This window comes from Vibrio sp. QJM3NY_21 (assembly GCF_057785975.1).
In genome coordinates, this window is the sequence record NZ_CM173513.1 from 524,260 (window position 1) to 541,417 (window position 17,158).

Below are 17,158 nucleotides of genomic sequence, written 5' to 3' on the forward strand. Positions count from 1 at the left end.
TTTTTTTCGTTTTATTTTGAATTTAATGTCTAACAAATGTGCAACATTAGGCAAATAGAGCCGATTTTTTGCATGTTTATTGATATTTGATAGGTTGCTCGCAAAAAGCCTTGCGTAAACTAATTGGTCGAATTTTGCAGGGATGTAATTTTTTTTCAGAAAAAGACTGAGATTCATTTTTATTTACTTGAGCACTTTGAAAATATGCAATTACACGAGTTGGTTAATACTATCGGCCAAGACCTTCAACGTCGTTATGGCGAAAAGGTTCACAAGCTGACACTTCATGGTGGTTTTAGCTGCCCAAATCGAGACGGCACAATCGGTCGCGGTGGTTGCACTTTTTGCAATGTGGCGTCTTTTTCCGACGAACAAACTCAGATTCAAAGTATTGCCGATCAATTAAAAGACCGTGCGGGTGAGATTGCCCGTGCTAAGAAGTATCTTGCTTACTTTCAGGCATACACCAGCACTTATGCTGAAGTGCAGGTGCTCAAGAACATGTACGAAGAAGCCCTTAAAGCTCCGGGTGCCAATATTGTTGGCCTTTGCGTTGGTACAAGACCCGATTGCGTGCCTGATTCTGTATTGGAACTGCTGTCGGGTTACGTGAAACAAGGCTATGAGATTTGGCTAGAGCTCGGGCTACAAACGGCCAATGATAAAACCCTCAAGCGAATTAACCGTGGCCACGATTTTGCGGTGTATGAAACGATCACTCGGCGCGCTCGTGCTTTGGGGATCAAGATATGTACCCACCTTATTGTTGGCCTGCCCAAAGAAACCAAAGCGGATAACCTTGAAACTTTAGATAAGGTATTAGCCGTTGGCACCGACGGTATTAAGCTACACGGGCTCCATATAGTAGAGGGCAGTACCATGGCTAAGGCGTGGAAGGCCGGAAAGCTAGAAGCACCAAGCCTTGAGGAGTACATTGATATCGCGACTGAGGTGATTCAACGGACTCCAGCAAACGTGGTTTATCACCGAGTATCTTCTGCGGCGAGGCGCCCGACGTTACTCTCACCTTTGTGGTGTGAGAACCGTTGGTTAGCGATGACTGAGATTGGCCGTTCGCTTGATAAAACTGGCGCACAAGGCATCAAAACTGGCTCTGCATTCGAGTACACACTGCCCGTTTTAAACGCAGTCAATTGATAGAAAATGGTGACTGTCGGTAACAGCAGATAAAACCAACAAATAGTGGTAACATTTCCCTCACAGATTTTATGGTATAGATTGAGAGTAAATGGAACTGGTAATGACTTGGTTGTGGGACAGGGCGTATGGCTACGGTATTTATATCGTTGTTGTATTGCTGATTGCTCTCATCTGCTGGCATCTTTATTCACGTTATCAGTCGCATCTTGAAAAACTTCTACTTGCTACTCCATCGCCACTCTACTTTGTTGATGTTCGAAGTGGAGAGATCTTATATGCCAATCGCCAAGCTATGCAGCTGCTTGGTATTCGCCAAATTGGCGTTAACTTTCGATTCCCTACCGTTGAAAGCGAGAATAGCTTTCGTCATTACTTAACCAATCACATCAACTCTCGATCATTTGAGCAGGTCTCTCTGTGGGCGCTGTCTGAATTTGAGTCCTTTAAGATCAATTTGGTTGGTCGCAGGATCCGTTTTAGAAGCAAGAAAGCGTGGATGATTCACGCATCACCGTATAAAAATACAGATGAAGAGGTGTCTCAAGAAGTTCGTGAGCTTAATGTCGCGCGTACCGCTTTGGATTCTTTATCTGAGCTGATCTATGTAAAAGATCAAAAGGGTGAGTTGGTGACGAGTAATCGCTCGTTTAAAAAGTTTTGGCATGGTCGCTCAGAAGAGGGCACTTTGAGTGTTTCTGGCGGGGCTTTAAAAGGTCGAGTCAGTGAACGTTCGTGGACAACGGATCAAGACGGTAAGGGATGTTTGCTTGAAACCTACCAAAGTGTCTTGCTCTCGCAAGATGGATCAACCATAGGCACGCTCTCAATTAGCCATGATGTGACCGATTGGCACGACATGCAGCAAAAGCTGCGCGGTGAAATGGAAAAGCGAAAAGATACTGAAGTCGCGCTTGCCCAACGTGACACCATCCTCCAAAACATCTTGGAAGCGAGCCCTGACTCGATTGGTATCTTCAACGAAAATATGGTTTACCAAGCATGTAATAAGCCATTTGTGGCTGCGCTGGGTATCTCTGAAGTGAGTGATTTAGTCGGCAAGCGTCTGCAAGATGTGGTGCCTAATAGTATGTATATGCGTATTTCAGACACCGATCACCAAGTGCTTCATCAAGGTAAGTCATTACGCTATATCGATAAGGTTGTCTCTAGTGATGGTGAATACACTTGGTATGATGTGGTGAAATCACCGTTTAAAGATCTGGCATCAAGCACTAATGGTGTGTTGATCATGGCGCGTGATATTACAGAACGTTACCTTGCGGAGCAGAAACTTGAAGAAGCCAACCTTGAACTTGAGCGTCTTAGCTTTATGGACAGCCTGACTCAGGTTTCCAACCGCCGTCGTTTTGATGAACAGCTTTCGACGCTGTGGCATTATCATGTGCGTGAGAAATTACCACTGACGATTATGCTGTGTGACATCGATTTCTTCAAAGGTTACAACGATTTTTACGGACATCAACAAGGTGATGATGCTCTGATCCAAGTCTCTCAGGCATTTAAGCAGGTGCTGAACCGTTCATCGGATTGTGTGGCTCGTTACGGTGGTGAAGAGTTCGGCTTTATTCTACCGAATACCACGGCTGAGGGTGCTCAGCTGGTGGCACAGCGTATCCATGATGGGATCCTTAAATTGGAACTGGCGCATGAGAAATCGAATGTCTCTGAATTCATCACTGTGAGTATTGGTATTATCTCTTACATTCCGACACCTGATGATGAAATGGATTCGGCGGTTGCCTTGGCTGACAGTGCGTTGTATCAAGCTAAATCCGACGGTCGAAACCGTTCGATGGTGCATCCTTCCTCAATTCGATAAGCGCATTTATCTCTTGCTGCCCCTCTATTTATCCCACTTATCTGTTTTAAACAATATAACTGTAGCTCTCTTGCTGCGTGTGATGTAGCTAGCTTACCTCCTCTCTTTAAACAGGGTAGAATATTGCTAGTCTTATCGCATGGAGCGTTAAATGAAACCCATGAAAAATCTCGCTCAGTATTACGTGGATCTACTCGTAAAACTGGGGATTGTCCGCTTTTCTATCTTACTCGCCTTAGCGCTTGTAGCCCTCGCAGTTGTTGTGCAAGTGGGTATAACCCTCGCACTCAAAGGTAATGTTGATGATATCGACATTGTCCGTTCGGTTTTCTTCGGTTTAGTGATCACGCCTTGGGCGGTTTATTTCCTATCAGTGGTCGTTGATCAGCTGGAAGAGTCTCGTCAAAGGTTGGCGAAATTGGTCTCTAAGCTTGGTGACATGCGAGAGCGAGATCAAGAGCTCAACAATAAACTGCAACTCAATATCGAGAAGCTTAATCAAGAAATTGAAGAGCGTGAAAAAGCGGAAGAAGCGCGTGCAGAAGCAATGCACGATCTCGAAAATGAGGTGTTCCAGCGTGAGCGAACTCAGCTTGAACTTGCAGAGCGTACGGCACTGCTACGCTCATTTATTGATGCCTCTCCTGATCTTATTTACTATCGCAATGAAGATGGTGTGTTTTCGGGTTGTAACCGTGCAGTTGAAGAGCTTACTGGCAAGACAGAAAAAGATCTCGTTGGCTTAACGCCTTGGGATGTGTATAGCAAAGAGATCGCTCAACAAGTTGTTGAAACCGATAAGAAGGTATTTGCTGACAACCAAGCGCTGACTTATGACCAATGGTTGGAATACCCTGATGGTCGTAAGAGCTACTTCGAACTGCGTAAGGTGCCTTTCTACAGTAAAGAAGGTCGTCACTTGGGCTTGGTCGGTTTTGGCCGTGATATTACTGAGCGTAAAGAGCACCAAGAGTCACTGGAGAAAGCCAGTCGTGATAAGACCACCTTTATCTCAACCATTAGCCACGAGTTAAGAACGCCGCTCAATGGCATCATCGGCTTGAGTCGTATGTTGTTGGATAGCCAACTGACGACCGAGCAGCGCAAGCAGATGCAAACCATCAAGGTGAGCGCGGTGACATTGGGTAATATCTTTAACGATATTATCGATATGGACAAATTTGATCGTCGTAAACTTGAGTTATTCCCAACTCCACTCAACTTTGAAGATTTCGTTGTCGAGATCGAGAGTATTTCTGCGTTAATGGCAGAGCAAAAAGGGTTAAGGTTTGATCTTGAAAGGTTATCGGATCTTCCTGCTGCGGTCGAAGTGGATGGTACTCGTCTTAGACAGGTGTTGTGGAACCTTGTCAGCAACGCCATGAAGTTCACCAAAGATGGTGGTGTGGTGATGACAGTCAGCGCTGAAGTTGATGGCGACTTTGCCAACATCACGATGGAAGTAGAAGACACCGGAATTGGTATTCCTGAAAGTGAAATTGAGAAGATCTTCGCGATGTACTACCAGGTGAAGTCGGGAACAGATAATCTACACGCTGTAGGTACCGGAATTGGTCTTGCCGTGTCTCAACAGCTGATCAATATGATGGATGGTCACATTGAAGTCACCAGTGAAGAGGGCTTTGGTAGTACCTTTACGGTTTCGATTCGAGTGCCTGTTAATCACGATACTCAGGCTCTGATCAAAACGCCAAGAAAGCAGTCCAATCTTAAGATCTTCATGGTCGAAGATATTGAGCTTAATATCACAGTAGCTCGTTCTCTACTTGAAAGCCTTGGTCATGAAGTGACAGTCGTAATGACGGGTAAAGAGGCGCAAATCGTTTTCAACCCGAAAGATTATGACTTGGTATTACTGGATATCCAGTTACCAGATATGACGGGCTTCGATATTGCTCAATATTACCGCGAGAAATATAGCAAGCTGCCGCCTTTGGTGGCATTAACCGCAAACGTATTAAACAACAAGCAAGAATACTTCCAGAAAGGCATGGACGAAGCCATCAGTAAACCACTGTCGGTTCGTGCAATCCAGGATGTCATCAGCGATCTTATCGAGGATGCGCCAGAGGTTATTGAGAAAGCCAAGGGTATTGATACAGCAAAGGATGTTGAAAAAGTCACCAGTGTTGAAAAAATAACAGGTGTTAAGAAAGTAACCGGTGCTGAGAAAGTAACAGCGAGTAAGCCTGCTCTTTCAACGATTGATACCACTTTGCTTGATATTGATATGCTAGAGTCTTATGTTGACATTGTCGGGTCGAAACCGGTTTTGGACAGCATCGTGATGTTTGAAGATATGATGCCGGAATATATGGAAATATTGAACTCCAACATGGTGGCAAAAGATCAAGACAGCATCGTTTCTGAAGCGCATAAGATTAAAGGTGCGGCAGGTTCAATTGGTCTGAAGCGCATACAGCAAGTTGCTCAGAAAGCTCAATCTCCAGATATGCCTGCGTGGTGGGAGAACATTTCAGATTGGGTTGATGAAATAAATAACGAATACCAGAATGACATTGAAGTATTAAAGAGTTGGTTAAATCAAAGGTAGAAGAATAATGAAAAAATTAGCATTCGCCGCATGTGTCGTGGCATTAGCGGGTTGTTCTGCACCACAAGTAGAGTGGCAGCAGGATAACCAAGTAGAAATATCTGCAGCGACAGTCACAATGAAAAGCAACCTGTGGCACAACAAGATGCCTACGATTGGAGAGGCTCAAGATAAGACTCTGCATGGTTCTATCTACCTAGAGTCTGACTCACAACTACCAGCAACGCTTGCGGTTGAGAGTGTGACGGTTAAACAAGGTGCGGATACCTTGTTGGTAACAGCTGACGATCTTGATTTAAGAACACACAGTGAAACTCAGTGGGAAGTCGCTTTTGTATGGCAGCTAGAGATCGACAGTGACAAACCTGTTGATGTTGCGATTGAACTCAAAGACGGCGAAACCGTGAAGTGGCTCGTCGAGAAAGACGTTAAGGTTGATACGGTTTACTAAAACCTTAGCGATCAATGAACAATAAAAAAGGGAGAATGCGTTGGCATTCTCCCTTTTTAATCACTATTGATTACGCTTCGACTGTTAGAAGTACTATTGGTTTACAAGTACTATCAGTTTATAAGTGCTAACGGTTTAGAACAGCTAACCGACGACAAGAACTAAACGGCCCGAAGCGCGAATCGAATTAGTCTTCTAGGTCACCACAAAAGCGGTAGCCTTCACCGTGAATCGTTGCGATGATTTCTGGCGTACCAGAAACAGACTCAAAGTGTTTACGAATACGACGGATTGTTACGTCTACAGTACGATCGTGTGGCTTAAGCTCACGGCCAGTCATCTTCTTAAGAAGGTCTGCACGTGTTTGGATCTTACCTGGGTTCTCACAGAAGTGAAGTAGAGCACGGAACTCTGAACGAGGTAGCTTGTAGCCTTCGCCATCTGGGCTAACCAGAGAACGACTGTTGATGTCTAGTACCCAACCATTGAACTCGTACTTCTCAACGCTACGCTTTTCTTCTTGAACAGAGCTTGTGCTCATTGAACGGTTAAGAAGGTTGCGTGCACGGATAGTCAGTTCACGAGGGTTGAAAGGCTTAGTGATGTAGTCATCAGCGCCGATCTCTAGGCCAAGGATCTTATCAACTTCATTATCACGACCCGTTAAGAACATAAGCGCTACATTTGCTTGCTCACGTAGTTCACGCGCAAGTAGTAGGCCATTCTTACCAGGAAGGTTGATGTCCATAATTACAAGGTTAACTTGGTTGTCAGATAGCACTTGGTGCATCTCTTCACCGTCGCTAGCCTCAAAAACAGCATATCCCTCTGCTTCAAAAATACTCTTTAGAGTGTTACGAGTTACTTGCTCATCTTCAACGATAAGAATCTGCGGGGTTTGCATTTGGCGGTACCTAAATTTGTGACGAAACTGTGCTAATAGAATAAATTCTAGGCAAAAACATAACATACAGGTAATGTATTTTTGATGATAACTTAAAGTTTTCAAAAAAACACTTACTTCCAGCTATCTGCCTTCCTTGAAGTATTGCCCAATAACGTAGATCCAGTACGCCTTTTAATCATTCTTTTAGTGATTGCAGAGGATTCTATAATGTTAACAGCATGCTAACAACGCGAGAATGTTAATTCCATTCACTTTGTTGATTTACATCAATTGCCGTATCGCAACAAACTTTAATAGTATGGCTACAACTTAACCAATGTTATGGTGATTATTTAGCAGCAAAACCAGAATGATTATTCGAGATAGTTCTTACATCTCGCCTGCTAAAGACCAGATTATGAACCAAGGAAGCTGAAAGCTGTCCTTAGAGTCTAGTAGATAAATATGCTCAATCAACTTTTATTCAGTAATAAATTGAGCATAGAATGATGAAAACAAAGGATTAATTTTAATAACATATAAAAGCATAGAGGCTCGCCTGACTTAATAGGTAACGCCTTACTCACGGAGGATATATGCACGATATAACACCCGACTTGTGTGATGAATTTGAGAGCAAAGTCACCCAACTGAACATGCCATTGCAGAACTTCGGTCAACGTGGTGCGTTCTGGGGGAAAATTGTAACAGTTCGTTGTTATCACGATAATTCCAAGGTTCGCGAGGTTTTAGAGACTGACGGCAGTGGCAAAGTGCTCGTCGTAGACGGTAATGGCTCGTGTCAGAAAGCACTGCTTGGTGATCAATTGGCGATTCTAGCTATAGAAAACGGTTGGGAAGGCGTGATTGTGAATGGTGCGGTTCGTGATGTAGCGATGATGGCGCAGATGGATCTTGGTATTCAAGCGCTTGGGGCATCACCATTTAAAACCGAGAAGCACGGTGTTGGGCAAGTTAATGTCACGCTCACGGTACACAATCAACTGATTCAACCTGGTGACTATATATATGCTGATTGGAATGGTGTGCTAATTTCAACGGAATTGTTGATTGAATCTTAACGGGCTTATCAATCACGAAATGAGATAGATTAGAAACGAAATCCTAATCCCACTTCAACACCTTGCTGCCACTCTTCATAATCAAGGGTGGCATGCAAATCTAGATTGTCGGTCAGTTGTACTCGGCTTGAAACCTCAGCGGCGACCGACTTTTCACTGTCCTCGGTTTCATCTTTATAAGTGTGTAGAGAACTGTTGAAAGAGACTCTCTCTGAGAATTGATAGCTGACACCACTCAAGAATCCACTCTCATATTTTAGTGAATCACTATTAATACGTGTACCGACATAAAGGTCGACATCAGCAAACAGACTATAAGAATAGCCACTATCGACTTTCCAAGTGTCAAAACTTTCACTCGATGCATTTTGTGTTGAGATAAAAAACTTATGGGCAGAACGATCGATTTGACTGGGTAGCAAAGGCAAATTATTTAACAGAGGTAGGCTGTTCGCTGAACAAACAACAGGCATAGCAAAGGCTAAAAGAATAAGTAATCTCTTCACTTCCCACTCCTGATGTCATTATTATTGTTCTTCGAACGTTATCGTTCAATTAAAGCACAAGATCTGTACGTTCGCTGCACAATCGATATAGCATTTTGTTATGGCTATATATGCAATGGGTTAACTTTGTTGTTCTGATATCAAACCCAATCTTTGAATTGTAGGCTTATAGCCGCTGTTTTATCCTTGAAATGGCGGTTTGCTCTGAAAAATGGTGTGAATGTAAAAAAAAATCAACTTTTCATTGACGTGTAGTGCTAAAAATTGATACACGTAGAGTAAAGCACAAGCAGAGAATTTGATATGCAGCACGGAAGCCACCTAGTAATGACCACCACCATTATTATTACCGACATTCACATTGTTGGGGCAGGCTGCTAAGTAACGGATTTTAAAAAAAAGGCCTGTATCCAACAAGATACAGGCCTTTTTTTGTACCATTTTTATGACTTATGGAGAAAGGGATGCGCGTTTTAAAGTTTGGAGGTTCATCATTAGCTGATGCAGATCGTTTTTTACGAGCAGCAGATATCATCGCTAATAATGCCCAGCAAGAAGAGCTAGCCGTTGTACTATCGGCTCCAGGAAAAACAACCAATAAGCTGGTTGCTGTAATTGAAGCAGCACTAAAAAATGGTGAAGCAGACGTACAGATCACCGAGATCGAATCATCATTCGCTGCATTGTTTGCAGAGATTCAAGCGGTATTGCCGTCAGTCGATGGCTCTGCATTTCAAGAGCAGGTCGATACCTCTCTTGCTCAACTTAAGCAGTTCGTGAATGGTATTAACCTATTGGGTATGTGTCCAAATCACGTAAATGCTCGCATCATAAGTAAAGGTGAGCGAATTTCAATCCAGTTGATGAAAGCGGTACTTGAAGCGAAAGGCCAACCGGCAAGCCTGATTGACCCAGTTCAATACCTATACGCTAAAGGTGACCACCTTGAAGCGATGGTCGACGTGGATGTTTCAACTCAGAACTTCCGTCAATCACCGCTTCCAGAAGGTCACGTAAACATCATGCCGGGCTTTACGGCTGGTAATGAAAAAGGTGAGTTAGTAACGCTTGGTCGCAATGGCTCTGATTATTCAGCAGCGGTTCTAGCGGCATGTCTACGCGCTGATTGTTGTGAGATCTGGACAGATGTCGATGGTGTTTACAACTGTGATCCACGCTTAGTGGATGACGCTCGTCTGCTTAAATCGCTTAGCTACCAAGAAGCGATGGAGCTTTCTTACTTCGGCGCTTCGGTTCTACATCCGAAGACTATCGCTCCTATCGCGCAATTCCATATTCCTTGCCTAATCAAAAACAGCTTCAACCCACAGGGTGCAGGTACTTTGATCGGCCAAGACACTGGCGAAGATAACCTAGCAATCAAAGGCATCACTACGCTAAGTGACCTAACGATGGTTAACGTGTCAGGCCCAGGTATGAAGGGCATGGTAGGTATGGCGAGTCGTGTATTCGGCGCGATGTCTTCTGCTGGCGTTTCTATCGTCCTTATTACTCAATCTTCTTCAGAGTACAGCATCAGCTTCTGTATTGAATCGGCTGACAAAGTGAAAGCGAAGCAAGTGCTGTCAGATGCGTTTGAACTTGAACTTAAAGATGGCTTATTAGAGCCTGTTGAGTTCATGGATGATGTTGCGATTGTGACGCTGGTGGGTGACGGTATGCGTACTTCACGTGGCGTTGCTTCTCAGTTCTTCTCTTCTTTAGCTGAAGTAAACGTCAACATCGTTGCTATCGCGCAAGGTTCTTCTGAGCGTGCGATCTCTGCGGTTATTCCTGAAGACAAAATCTCTGAAGCGATCAAAGCGTGTCACGAGAACCTATTTAACTCAAAGCACTTCCTTGACGTATTCGTTGTTGGTGTTGGTGGTGTTGGTGGTGAGCTTGTTGACCAGATCCAACGTCAACAAGGCAAACTGGCTGAAAAAGGCATCGTGATTCGCGTATGTGGTTTAGCAAACAGTAAAGGCTTGTTGCTAGATAGCGATGGTCTGCCGCTAGAGCAGTGGCGTGATCGAATGTCGAGCGCGACAGAAGAGTTTAGCTTAGCGCGCTTAAATGCACTTGTTCAACGTAACCACATTATCAATCCAGTATTGGTTGACTGTACGTCTAGCGAAGGCATTGCGGCGCAATACGCTGATTTCCTAGCGGCTGGTTTCCACGTGGTAACACCAAATAAGAAAGCAAATACAGCGAGCATGGCTTACTACCATCAGCTTCGTGAAGTTGCACGTAATTCACGTCGTAAGTTGATGTACGAGACAACAGTAGGCGCAGGTCTACCGGTCATCGAAAACCTACAGAACCTAATCTCTGCGGGTGATGAACTTGAGAAATTCAACGGCATTCTTTCTGGTTCACTGTCTTACATCTTCGGTAAGCTTGATGAAGGTATGACACTCAGTCAAGCAACCAATATTGCAAAAGATAACGGCTTTACTGAACCGGATCCTCGTGATGATTTATCGGGTATGGATGTGGCGCGTAAACTGCTTATTCTCGCTCGAGAAGCGGGCATGGCACTTGAGCTTGAAGATGTTGAAGTTGACCAAGCATTGCCACCGGGTTTTGATGATTCAGGCACGGTTGAAGAGTTTATGGCTCGCTTGCCAGAAGCGGATGCTTACTTCCAAGAACAGTCAGCGATCGCAGCAGAAGAAGGCAAAGTGCTTCGTTATGTTGGTGAAATCGCCGATGGTAAGTGTAAAGTTCGTATTGCAGCTGTTGATGGCGACGACCCAATGTTCAAGATTAAAGATGGCGAGAACGCATTAGCATTCTACAGCCGTTACTACCAACCGATCCCTCTAGTATTACGTGGTTACGGTGCGGGTACTGAAGTTACAGCAGCAGGCGTATTCTCTGATGTGATGCGTACTCTTGGTTGGAAATTAGGAGTTTAGGAATGAGTTCAAGTGATATGGATGTTGTTGTTTATGCGCCTGCATCAATCGGCAATGTCAGTGTAGGGTTTGATGTGCTGGGGGCAGCTGTGTCTCCAGTGGATGGCACGCTGCTCGGTGACCTAGTTATGGTTAAAGCAGGTGATGAATCATTCTCACTAAAAACAGCAGGCAGTTTTGTTTCTAAGCTGCCAACTGAAACCAAAGAAAACATTGTCTACGACTGCTGGGTTGTGTTCTCTCGAGAGCTTGTTAAAAAAGGCGTTGCGGTTAAGCCTTTGGAAATGACACTAGAAAAGAACATGCCTATTGGTTCTGGTTTAGGTTCAAGTGCTTGTTCAATTGTTGCGGCACTGGATGCTTTAAACCGTTTTCATGGTCAGCCACTGAATGAAACTGAACTGCTTGCTCTGATGGGCGAAATGGAAGGTAAAATTTCAGGTGGCATCCACTACGATAACGTTGCACCCTGTTACCTTGGTGGTGTGCAATTAATGCTGGAAGAGTTAGGTATCATTAGTCAAGAAGTGCCATGTTTTGATGACTGGTACTGGGTAATGGCATATCCGGGCATTAAGGTTTCAACGGCAGAAGCTCGCGAGATTCTACCTTCTCAATATCGTCGCCAAGATGTCATTGCTCATGGTCGCCATTTAGCGGGTTTCATCCATGCTTGCCACTCTGGTCAGCCAGAGCTAGCAGCGAAGATGATCAAAGACGTGATTGCTGAACCATATCGTGAGAAACTGCTTCCAGGGTTTGCTGATGCGCGTAAATACGCAACCTCAGCTGGAGCGCTTGCTACTGGGATCTCCGGTAGTGGTCCAACTCTATTTAGCATTTGCAAAGAACAAGATGTCGCCGAGCGTGTTGCACGCTGGTTAGAACAAAATTACGTACAAAACGAAGAAGGATTCGTCCACGTTTGTCGCTTAGATAAGCAAGGTTCGATCGTTACAGGAAGTGAGTTATGAAGCTGTACAACATCAAAGAAAATGACGAGCAAGTCTCTTTTGGCCAAGCCGTTCGTCAAGGTCTAGGCCGCAATCAAGGTCTATTTTTCCCATCTGAACTGCCAAAGTTTGATGATATCGATGCGCTGCTAGCAGAGGACTTTGTCCCTCGTAGTTCAAAGATTCTTTCTGCTTTAATCGGCGATGAGCTACCAAAAGAACAGGTTGCTCAATTGGTAGATGCGGCGTTCCAGTTCCCTGCACCTATCAAGCAAGTAAAAGATGGTGTTTACGCGCTTGAGCTTTTCCACGGCCCAACACTCGCGTTTAAAGATTTTGGTGGCCGCTTTATGGCTCAATCTTTAGCAGCTGTTTCAGATGGTGGTCAAATCACTATTTTAACGGCAACATCAGGTGATACTGGTGCGGCGGTTGCGCACGCTTTCTACGGTATGGAAGACATCAATGTTGTGATCCTTTACCCGAAAGGCAAGATCAGCCCACTGCAAGAGAAGCTGTTTTGTACGCTAGGTAAGAACATCCATACTGTGGCGATCGATGGCGACTTTGATGCGTGTCAGGCGCTAGTGAAAGATGCATTTGACGATGCTGAGCTGCGTAAAGAGATTGGCCTTAACTCGGCAAACTCTATCAACATCAGCCGTTTAATGGCTCAGATCTGTTACTACTTTGAGGCGGCTTCTCAGCTGACTAAAGAGCAACGTGAAGACCTAGTTATTTCTGTACCAAGTGGTAACTTTGGTAACCTAACGGCTGGTCTATTAGCTAAAGCGCTAGGTCTACCTGTTAAGCGTTTCATCGCAGCAACCAATGAAAATGACACGGTTCCTCGTTACCTAGAAACAGGTCAATGGGATCCAAAGCCAACGGTAGCAACAACATCAAACGCGATGGACGTAAGCCAACCAAACAACTGGCCTCGTATCGAAGAGCTTTGCCAACTGAAAGGTTGGGGCTTAGATACACTAGGTAAAGGTAAGGTATCTGACGAGCAAAGTGCTGAGTCAGTACGTGACTTAAAAGCACAGGGTTACCTATGTGAACCACATGGTGCGATTGCTTACCGTCTACTGGAAGAGCAACTGCAAGAGAACGAAACTGGTCTGTTCTTGTGTACTGCACACCCAGCGAAATTCAAAGAAGTGGTTGATGATATTTTAGGTACGGATATTGAACTGCCAGGCCCGCTAGCAAAACACGCGGCGATGGAGTTGTTATCTGAAGATCTTGATAATGATTTTGAAGCGCTAAAAGTAGTGCTTCGTCGAGTTCAACCGTAACGTACATCTGTATTGTTGAACAAATAAAAACGGCGCTCAATGAGCGCCGTTTTTGTATTCTAATTCAAGCTCTAAAAATTATAGAGACTCAGTGAACGTACGTGCGATAACGTCACGTTGCTGTTCAGTCGTTAGAGAGTTGAAACGTACAGCGTAACCCGATACACGGATAGTTAGCTGTGGGTAGTTCTCTGGGTTAGCAACTGCATCTTCTAACGTTTCACGCTTAAGAACGTTAACGTTGAGGTGTTGACCGCCTTCGATGCGTGGTGCTGCTTCGATTGCAACTTCACGGCTTTCGTAGTCGCCTAGGTCTGCAGCTGAGATAACTTGGTCAGCTTCGAAACCTGCAGTAGCAACAACACAACGAGCTTCATTCTTTTCGTTGTCTAGTAGCCAGATTGAGTTTAGTAGGTCATCGTTTGCTGCTTTAGTAATTTGAATACCTTGGATCATAACTATCTCCTAGTCCACTGAATGTGGTTTGATTATGGTGTTAACTTTCGATTTTTGTTGAGCTGGGTAATATATACCTAATATCTGTAAGGTTAACATTGATTTAAGTCAAAAAACAACCAAAAACCATATTTTTACAAAGGTGATTATATTGAGGTAAATCAATAAAACCTTTGAAAACAAAGTAATTACAAAATATTTTAAAGTATAAAAAATATTTAACAGTCTTATTTGTTGTAAGTTTACTACATTTGTTGTGTTTTTATTGAACTACAAACGATACGACCCTTTATTTATTAAGCATTCTGAAAGTGTAAAGTGATTTAATGACAAACAATAATTCATCCTCAAAACCTCAAACCAATATTAAGTTTATTGGTGCTCATGTGTCTGCTGCTGGTGGTGTTGATCAAGCGCCAATGCGCGCAAGAGAGATCGGTGCCAATGCTTTTGCGCTGTTTACCAAAAACCAAAGACAGTGGGCAGCAAAGCCGCTGGAAGCGAAAACCATTAGTGCGTTTAAAGCCAACTGTAAGATGTTGGGCTTTAGTGCTGAGAATATTCTTCCTCATGACTCCTACCTTATTAACCTAGGAGCACCAGAAGAAGAGAAGCTAGAGAAATCACGTGCGGCTTTTATTGATGAAATGGAGCGTTGTAACCAACTAGGACTCACGCTTTTGAATTTTCATCCTGGGAGTCATTTGAAGAAAATCTCAGAAAGCGAATGTTTGGCCAAGATCGCTGAGTCTATCAACTTGGCTCACCAAGCGGTGCCTGATGTCATTGCAGTGATTGAGAATACCTCAGGGCAGGGGACTAATCTGGGTTGGAGATTTGAGCACCTAGCAGAGATCATCGACCAAGTAGAAGATAAGTCGCGTGTCGGTGTGTGTTTAGATACTTGCCATACGTTTACGGCCGGTTATGACTTACGAACAAAAGAAGCGTGTGAGCATACTTTTGCTGAGTTCGAGCGCATTGTGGGTATGCACTATCTAAGAGCAATGCACATCAATGATTCAAAAGCTGAGTTTGCGAGCCGAGTCGATCGACATCATTCTTTAGGAAAAGGCGAGATTGGCTGGGATTGTTTTGAGTATATTGCCTCGGATTCTCGCTTTAATGGTATTCCTCTTATCTTGGAAACCATTGATTCAACGATCTGGAAAGAGGAAATTCAACAACTTAGAATGTTCCATCGCTCAGCAACGGCAGTGAGCGAAGAAGCGTAATAATAGAGGGGGAAATTTATTTCCGTCTATTTCTAAAAATTGGCACCTTTCTTTCATAGTACTAAAGTGAATATGTAGTTCACGATGTCTTACAGGAGGTGCCTTTATGTATTCAATCACCCAAACTTCAACTGTTGCTGTCGCACGCCGTTTACCAACACCAAACCGTCACGTGCATAACCACGGGCACCATCGTACACAGCAGAAAAGTGGTTAATCGAGATAAACACAACTTGAACTGATTATTATGATTCATCAACAAGTGAACCCTACACATCATGTTTATTGATAGCTGTATGAGGTATAACTAGAGCCTAATTTAGGACAGTTAGCCGATACAGCTATTTTTTTGTCTGGCGAAAGCCGCTAGAAACCTTGATGATTGGGAAGTAAAACGATGAGCGCACCAAAGACTTGGGAATCCATTATTAATGATGAACGTGACAAAGAGTACTTTCAGAGTGTGCTCGCGTTTGTTGAACAGCAACGCAATAGTGGGAAAACCGTCTACCCTCCTCAAGAGCAGGTGTTCAGTGCTTTTGATATGACGCCTTTTGAGTCTGTACGCGTGGTTATCCTTGGGCAAGACCCTTATCACGGTGCCAACCAAGCTCACGGCTTAGCATTCTCTGTGCTGCCTGGCGTTAAAATCCCACCGTCTCTACGTAATATGTACAAAGAACTCGCACAAGATATAGACGGCTTTGAGATCCCGAGTCATGGTTACCTCGACACTTGGGCATCTCAAGGGGTATTAATGTTGAATACGGTACTGACAGTAGAAGAGGCAAAAGCACACTCACATGCTAAGTGTGGTTGGGAAACCTTTACCGATGCCATCATTGCTGAGCTAAATCAGCGTTCTGAGCCGATCATATTCTTATTCTGGGGCGCGCATGCCCAAAAGAAAGGCCAAGCTATTGATGAAAACAAGCATCATGTTTTGGTCGCTCCTCATCCATCGCCATTATCCGCCCGTCGTGGCTTCTTTGGTTGTCAGCATTTCTCAACAACCAACAAGCTACTTTCTTCTATGGATCAACAACCTATAGATTGGCGATTACCAACAGAGTTGTAGGTTGGTGGTTTTCTGAGCAGGGTCAAATCATAAATGAGTATCTTCGTATACACTTGTAAATAGTAGGTGTAATGGAGTGCAATACTATGATGATTGAAAGGATAAGACGAGAGCATGGCTATATGGCTCGTTTGCTCGCGATACTCAACAATAAGTTAGAGCATCTAAAACAAGAGCGAGAAATAAACTATAGCTTGATCGCAGAGGTGGTTCATTATCTCATGAACCATTCAGATAAGGTGCATCACCCGAAAGAAGACGTTATTTATCGTTACTACCTCAAGCAATATGGCAGCGAGCAAATGATTGAAGACTTGGAGCTGGAACATCAATTGCTTTCTGAGAAAACAGCGGACTTTTTAGGTGTGGTCGATATGATCCTCCAAGATGCGGTTGTTCCTCAACAAGTCTTTATTGAACAGCTTGAAGCCTTTGTTAAAGCTCAACGAAAGCACATGGAATATGAAGAGAAGCATGTGTTACCGATGATTGTGAAGGCATTCACGGTCAAAGATTGGCAAGAAGTAGAGTCTCAATGGCTTCAACCGGAAGACGACCCTGTCTTTGGAGAGACAATTGCCGATCAGTACCGCCAACTTGCGGCTCGTGTTCGACAGAATGAGCAAGAGTGCGTGTAGCCCGTTGTCGTATTGAAACGCTGCTATTATTAGGCGCTCTCTATTAAGACGCTCGCTTTCAAATTGTGCTCT

General features: G+C 44.0%; 14 protein-coding genes, 1 pseudogene and 1 other annotated feature. Of the genes and pseudogenes, 11 read left to right on the top strand and 4 right to left on the bottom strand.

Going from position 1 to position 17,158, the window contains the following annotated elements; translation table 11 throughout:
- Nucleotides 1-204: 204 nt before the first annotated feature.
- The 4 genes from mnmL to AC3CID_RS02345 all read left to right on the top strand — a co-directional run bounded on the left by mnmL (nt 205) and on the right by AC3CID_RS02345 (nt 6,027).
- Complete coding sequence (gene mnmL, locus AC3CID_RS02330) at nt 205-1,158, top strand: tRNA modification radical SAM protein MnmL/YtqA (protein WP_017087516.1); 954 nt, start codon at nt 205-207, stop codon at nt 1,156-1,158.
- A gap of 91 nt (nt 1,159-1,249) precedes the next feature.
- Nucleotides 1,250-3,001: a sensor domain-containing diguanylate cyclase gene (locus tag AC3CID_RS02335; protein WP_108202937.1), complete on the top strand. Its 1,752-nt coding sequence runs from the start codon at nt 1,250-1,252 to the stop codon at nt 2,999-3,001.
- A 151-nt stretch (nt 3,002-3,152) separates the two neighbouring features.
- On the top strand, nt 3,153-5,576 hold the full coding sequence (arcB, locus tag AC3CID_RS02340; protein WP_065207243.1) for an aerobic respiration two-component sensor histidine kinase ArcB: 2,424 nt from the start codon (nt 3,153-3,155) through the stop codon (nt 5,574-5,576).
- A gap of 7 nt (nt 5,577-5,583) precedes the next feature.
- Entirely contained in the window at nt 5,584-6,027 is a 444-nt protein-coding gene (locus AC3CID_RS02345) for a hypothetical protein (protein WP_004734990.1), read from the top strand.
- Between the two features lie 187 nt (nt 6,028-6,214).
- On the opposite strand, the gene arcA is transcribed toward AC3CID_RS02345, so the two are convergent.
- Together arcA and AC3CID_RS02355 are read right to left on the bottom strand one after the other, a co-directional pair.
- Nucleotides 6,215-6,931, bottom strand: a complete 717-nt coding sequence (gene arcA / locus AC3CID_RS02350) for a two-component system response regulator ArcA (protein ID WP_004741534.1) — start codon at nt 6,929-6,931, stop codon at nt 6,215-6,217.
- A 372-nt stretch (nt 6,932-7,303) separates the two neighbouring features.
- Nucleotides 7,304-7,462, bottom strand: a pseudogene (locus AC3CID_RS02355) (ribonuclease activity regulator protein RraA).
- 47 nt (nt 7,463-7,509) lie between these two features.
- Between AC3CID_RS02355 and AC3CID_RS02360 the strand changes: the two are divergent.
- Entirely contained in the window at nt 7,510-7,995 is a 486-nt protein-coding gene (locus AC3CID_RS02360) for a putative 4-hydroxy-4-methyl-2-oxoglutarate aldolase (protein ID WP_004734993.1), read from the top strand.
- 29 nt (nt 7,996-8,024) lie between these two features.
- Here the strand turns inward: AC3CID_RS02360 and AC3CID_RS02365 are convergent, their stop codons facing one another.
- Nucleotides 8,025-8,501, bottom strand: a complete 477-nt coding sequence (locus AC3CID_RS02365; RefSeq protein WP_017077706.1) for a DUF7840 domain-containing protein — start codon at nt 8,499-8,501, stop codon at nt 8,025-8,027.
- 316 nt (nt 8,502-8,817) lie between these two features.
- Nucleotides 8,818-8,936, top strand: a sequence feature (Thr leader region).
- A 29-nt stretch (nt 8,937-8,965) separates the two neighbouring features.
- On the opposite strand from AC3CID_RS02365, the gene thrA reads away from it, so the two are divergent.
- The 3 genes from thrA to thrC are packed head-to-tail and all read left to right on the top strand — an operon-like array spanning nt 8,966 to nt 13,679.
- Nucleotides 8,966-11,425: a bifunctional aspartate kinase/homoserine dehydrogenase I gene (thrA, locus tag AC3CID_RS02370; protein ID WP_054547806.1), complete on the top strand. Its 2,460-nt coding sequence runs from the start codon at nt 8,966-8,968 to the stop codon at nt 11,423-11,425.
- Nucleotides 11,426-11,442: 17 nt separating this feature from the next.
- A complete protein-coding gene (gene thrB / locus AC3CID_RS02375; protein WP_488527267.1) occupies nt 11,443-12,399 on the top strand; it encodes a homoserine kinase in 957 nt (318 codons plus the stop codon).
- Nucleotides 12,396-13,679, top strand: coding sequence for a threonine synthase (gene thrC / locus AC3CID_RS02380; RefSeq protein WP_017077709.1), 1,284 nt, complete (start codon nt 12,396-12,398; stop codon nt 13,677-13,679). The genes thrB and thrC overlap by 4 nt, the downstream gene beginning before the upstream one ends.
- A gap of 78 nt (nt 13,680-13,757) precedes the next feature.
- Here thrC and grcA read toward each other — a convergent pair whose 3' ends face one another.
- Complete coding sequence (gene grcA, locus AC3CID_RS02385) at nt 13,758-14,135, bottom strand: autonomous glycyl radical cofactor GrcA (protein WP_004734998.1); 378 nt, start codon at nt 14,133-14,135, stop codon at nt 13,758-13,760.
- Between the two features lie 326 nt (nt 14,136-14,461).
- Between grcA and nfo the strand changes: the two genes are divergently transcribed.
- The 3 genes from nfo to AC3CID_RS02400 all read left to right on the top strand — a co-directional run bounded on the left by nfo (nt 14,462) and on the right by AC3CID_RS02400 (nt 17,086).
- The gene (nfo, locus tag AC3CID_RS02390) at nt 14,462-15,370 is read left to right on the top strand and encodes a deoxyribonuclease IV (protein ID WP_017080257.1); all 909 of its coding nucleotides are present in this window, start codon (nt 14,462-14,464) and stop codon (nt 15,368-15,370) included.
- A 397-nt stretch (nt 15,371-15,767) separates the two neighbouring features.
- Nucleotides 15,768-16,448, top strand: a complete 681-nt coding sequence (gene ung, locus AC3CID_RS02395) for a uracil-DNA glycosylase (RefSeq protein WP_065207246.1) — start codon at nt 15,768-15,770, stop codon at nt 16,446-16,448.
- An 86-nt stretch (nt 16,449-16,534) separates the two neighbouring features.
- Nucleotides 16,535-17,086 carry a hemerythrin domain-containing protein gene (locus tag AC3CID_RS02400; RefSeq protein WP_054547802.1) on the top strand — a complete coding sequence of 184 codons (552 nt, stop codon included), beginning with the start codon at nt 16,535-16,537 and terminating at the stop codon, nt 17,084-17,086.
- Nucleotides 17,087-17,158 lie beyond the last annotated feature (72 nt).

Coding starts and splice junctions, on each gene's coding strand:
- arcA (WP_004741534.1), bottom strand. CDS start 6,931: ATGCAAACCCCGCAGATTCTTATCGTTGAAGATGAGCAAGTAACTCGT.
- AC3CID_RS02345 (WP_004734990.1), top strand. CDS start 5,584: ATGAAAAAATTAGCATTCGCCGCATGTGTCGTGGCATTAGCGGGTTGT.
- AC3CID_RS02360 (WP_004734993.1), top strand. CDS start 7,510: ATGCACGATATAACACCCGACTTGTGTGATGAATTTGAGAGCAAAGTC.
- thrA (WP_054547806.1), top strand. CDS start 8,966: ATGCGCGTTTTAAAGTTTGGAGGTTCATCATTAGCTGATGCAGATCGT.
- arcB (WP_065207243.1), top strand. CDS start 3,153: ATGAAACCCATGAAAAATCTCGCTCAGTATTACGTGGATCTACTCGTA.
- ung (WP_065207246.1), top strand. CDS start 15,768: ATGAGCGCACCAAAGACTTGGGAATCCATTATTAATGATGAACGTGAC.
- nfo (WP_017080257.1), top strand. CDS start 14,462: ATGACAAACAATAATTCATCCTCAAAACCTCAAACCAATATTAAGTTT.
- AC3CID_RS02335 (WP_108202937.1), top strand. CDS start 1,250: ATGGAACTGGTAATGACTTGGTTGTGGGACAGGGCGTATGGCTACGGT.
- AC3CID_RS02400 (WP_054547802.1), top strand. CDS start 16,535: ATGATGATTGAAAGGATAAGACGAGAGCATGGCTATATGGCTCGTTTG.
- thrC (WP_017077709.1), top strand. CDS start 12,396: ATGAAGCTGTACAACATCAAAGAAAATGACGAGCAAGTCTCTTTTGGC.
- thrB (WP_488527267.1), top strand. CDS start 11,443: ATGGATGTTGTTGTTTATGCGCCTGCATCAATCGGCAATGTCAGTGTA.
- mnmL (WP_017087516.1), top strand. CDS start 205: ATGCAATTACACGAGTTGGTTAATACTATCGGCCAAGACCTTCAACGT.
- grcA (WP_004734998.1), bottom strand. CDS start 14,135: ATGATCCAAGGTATTCAAATTACTAAAGCAGCAAACGATGACCTACTA.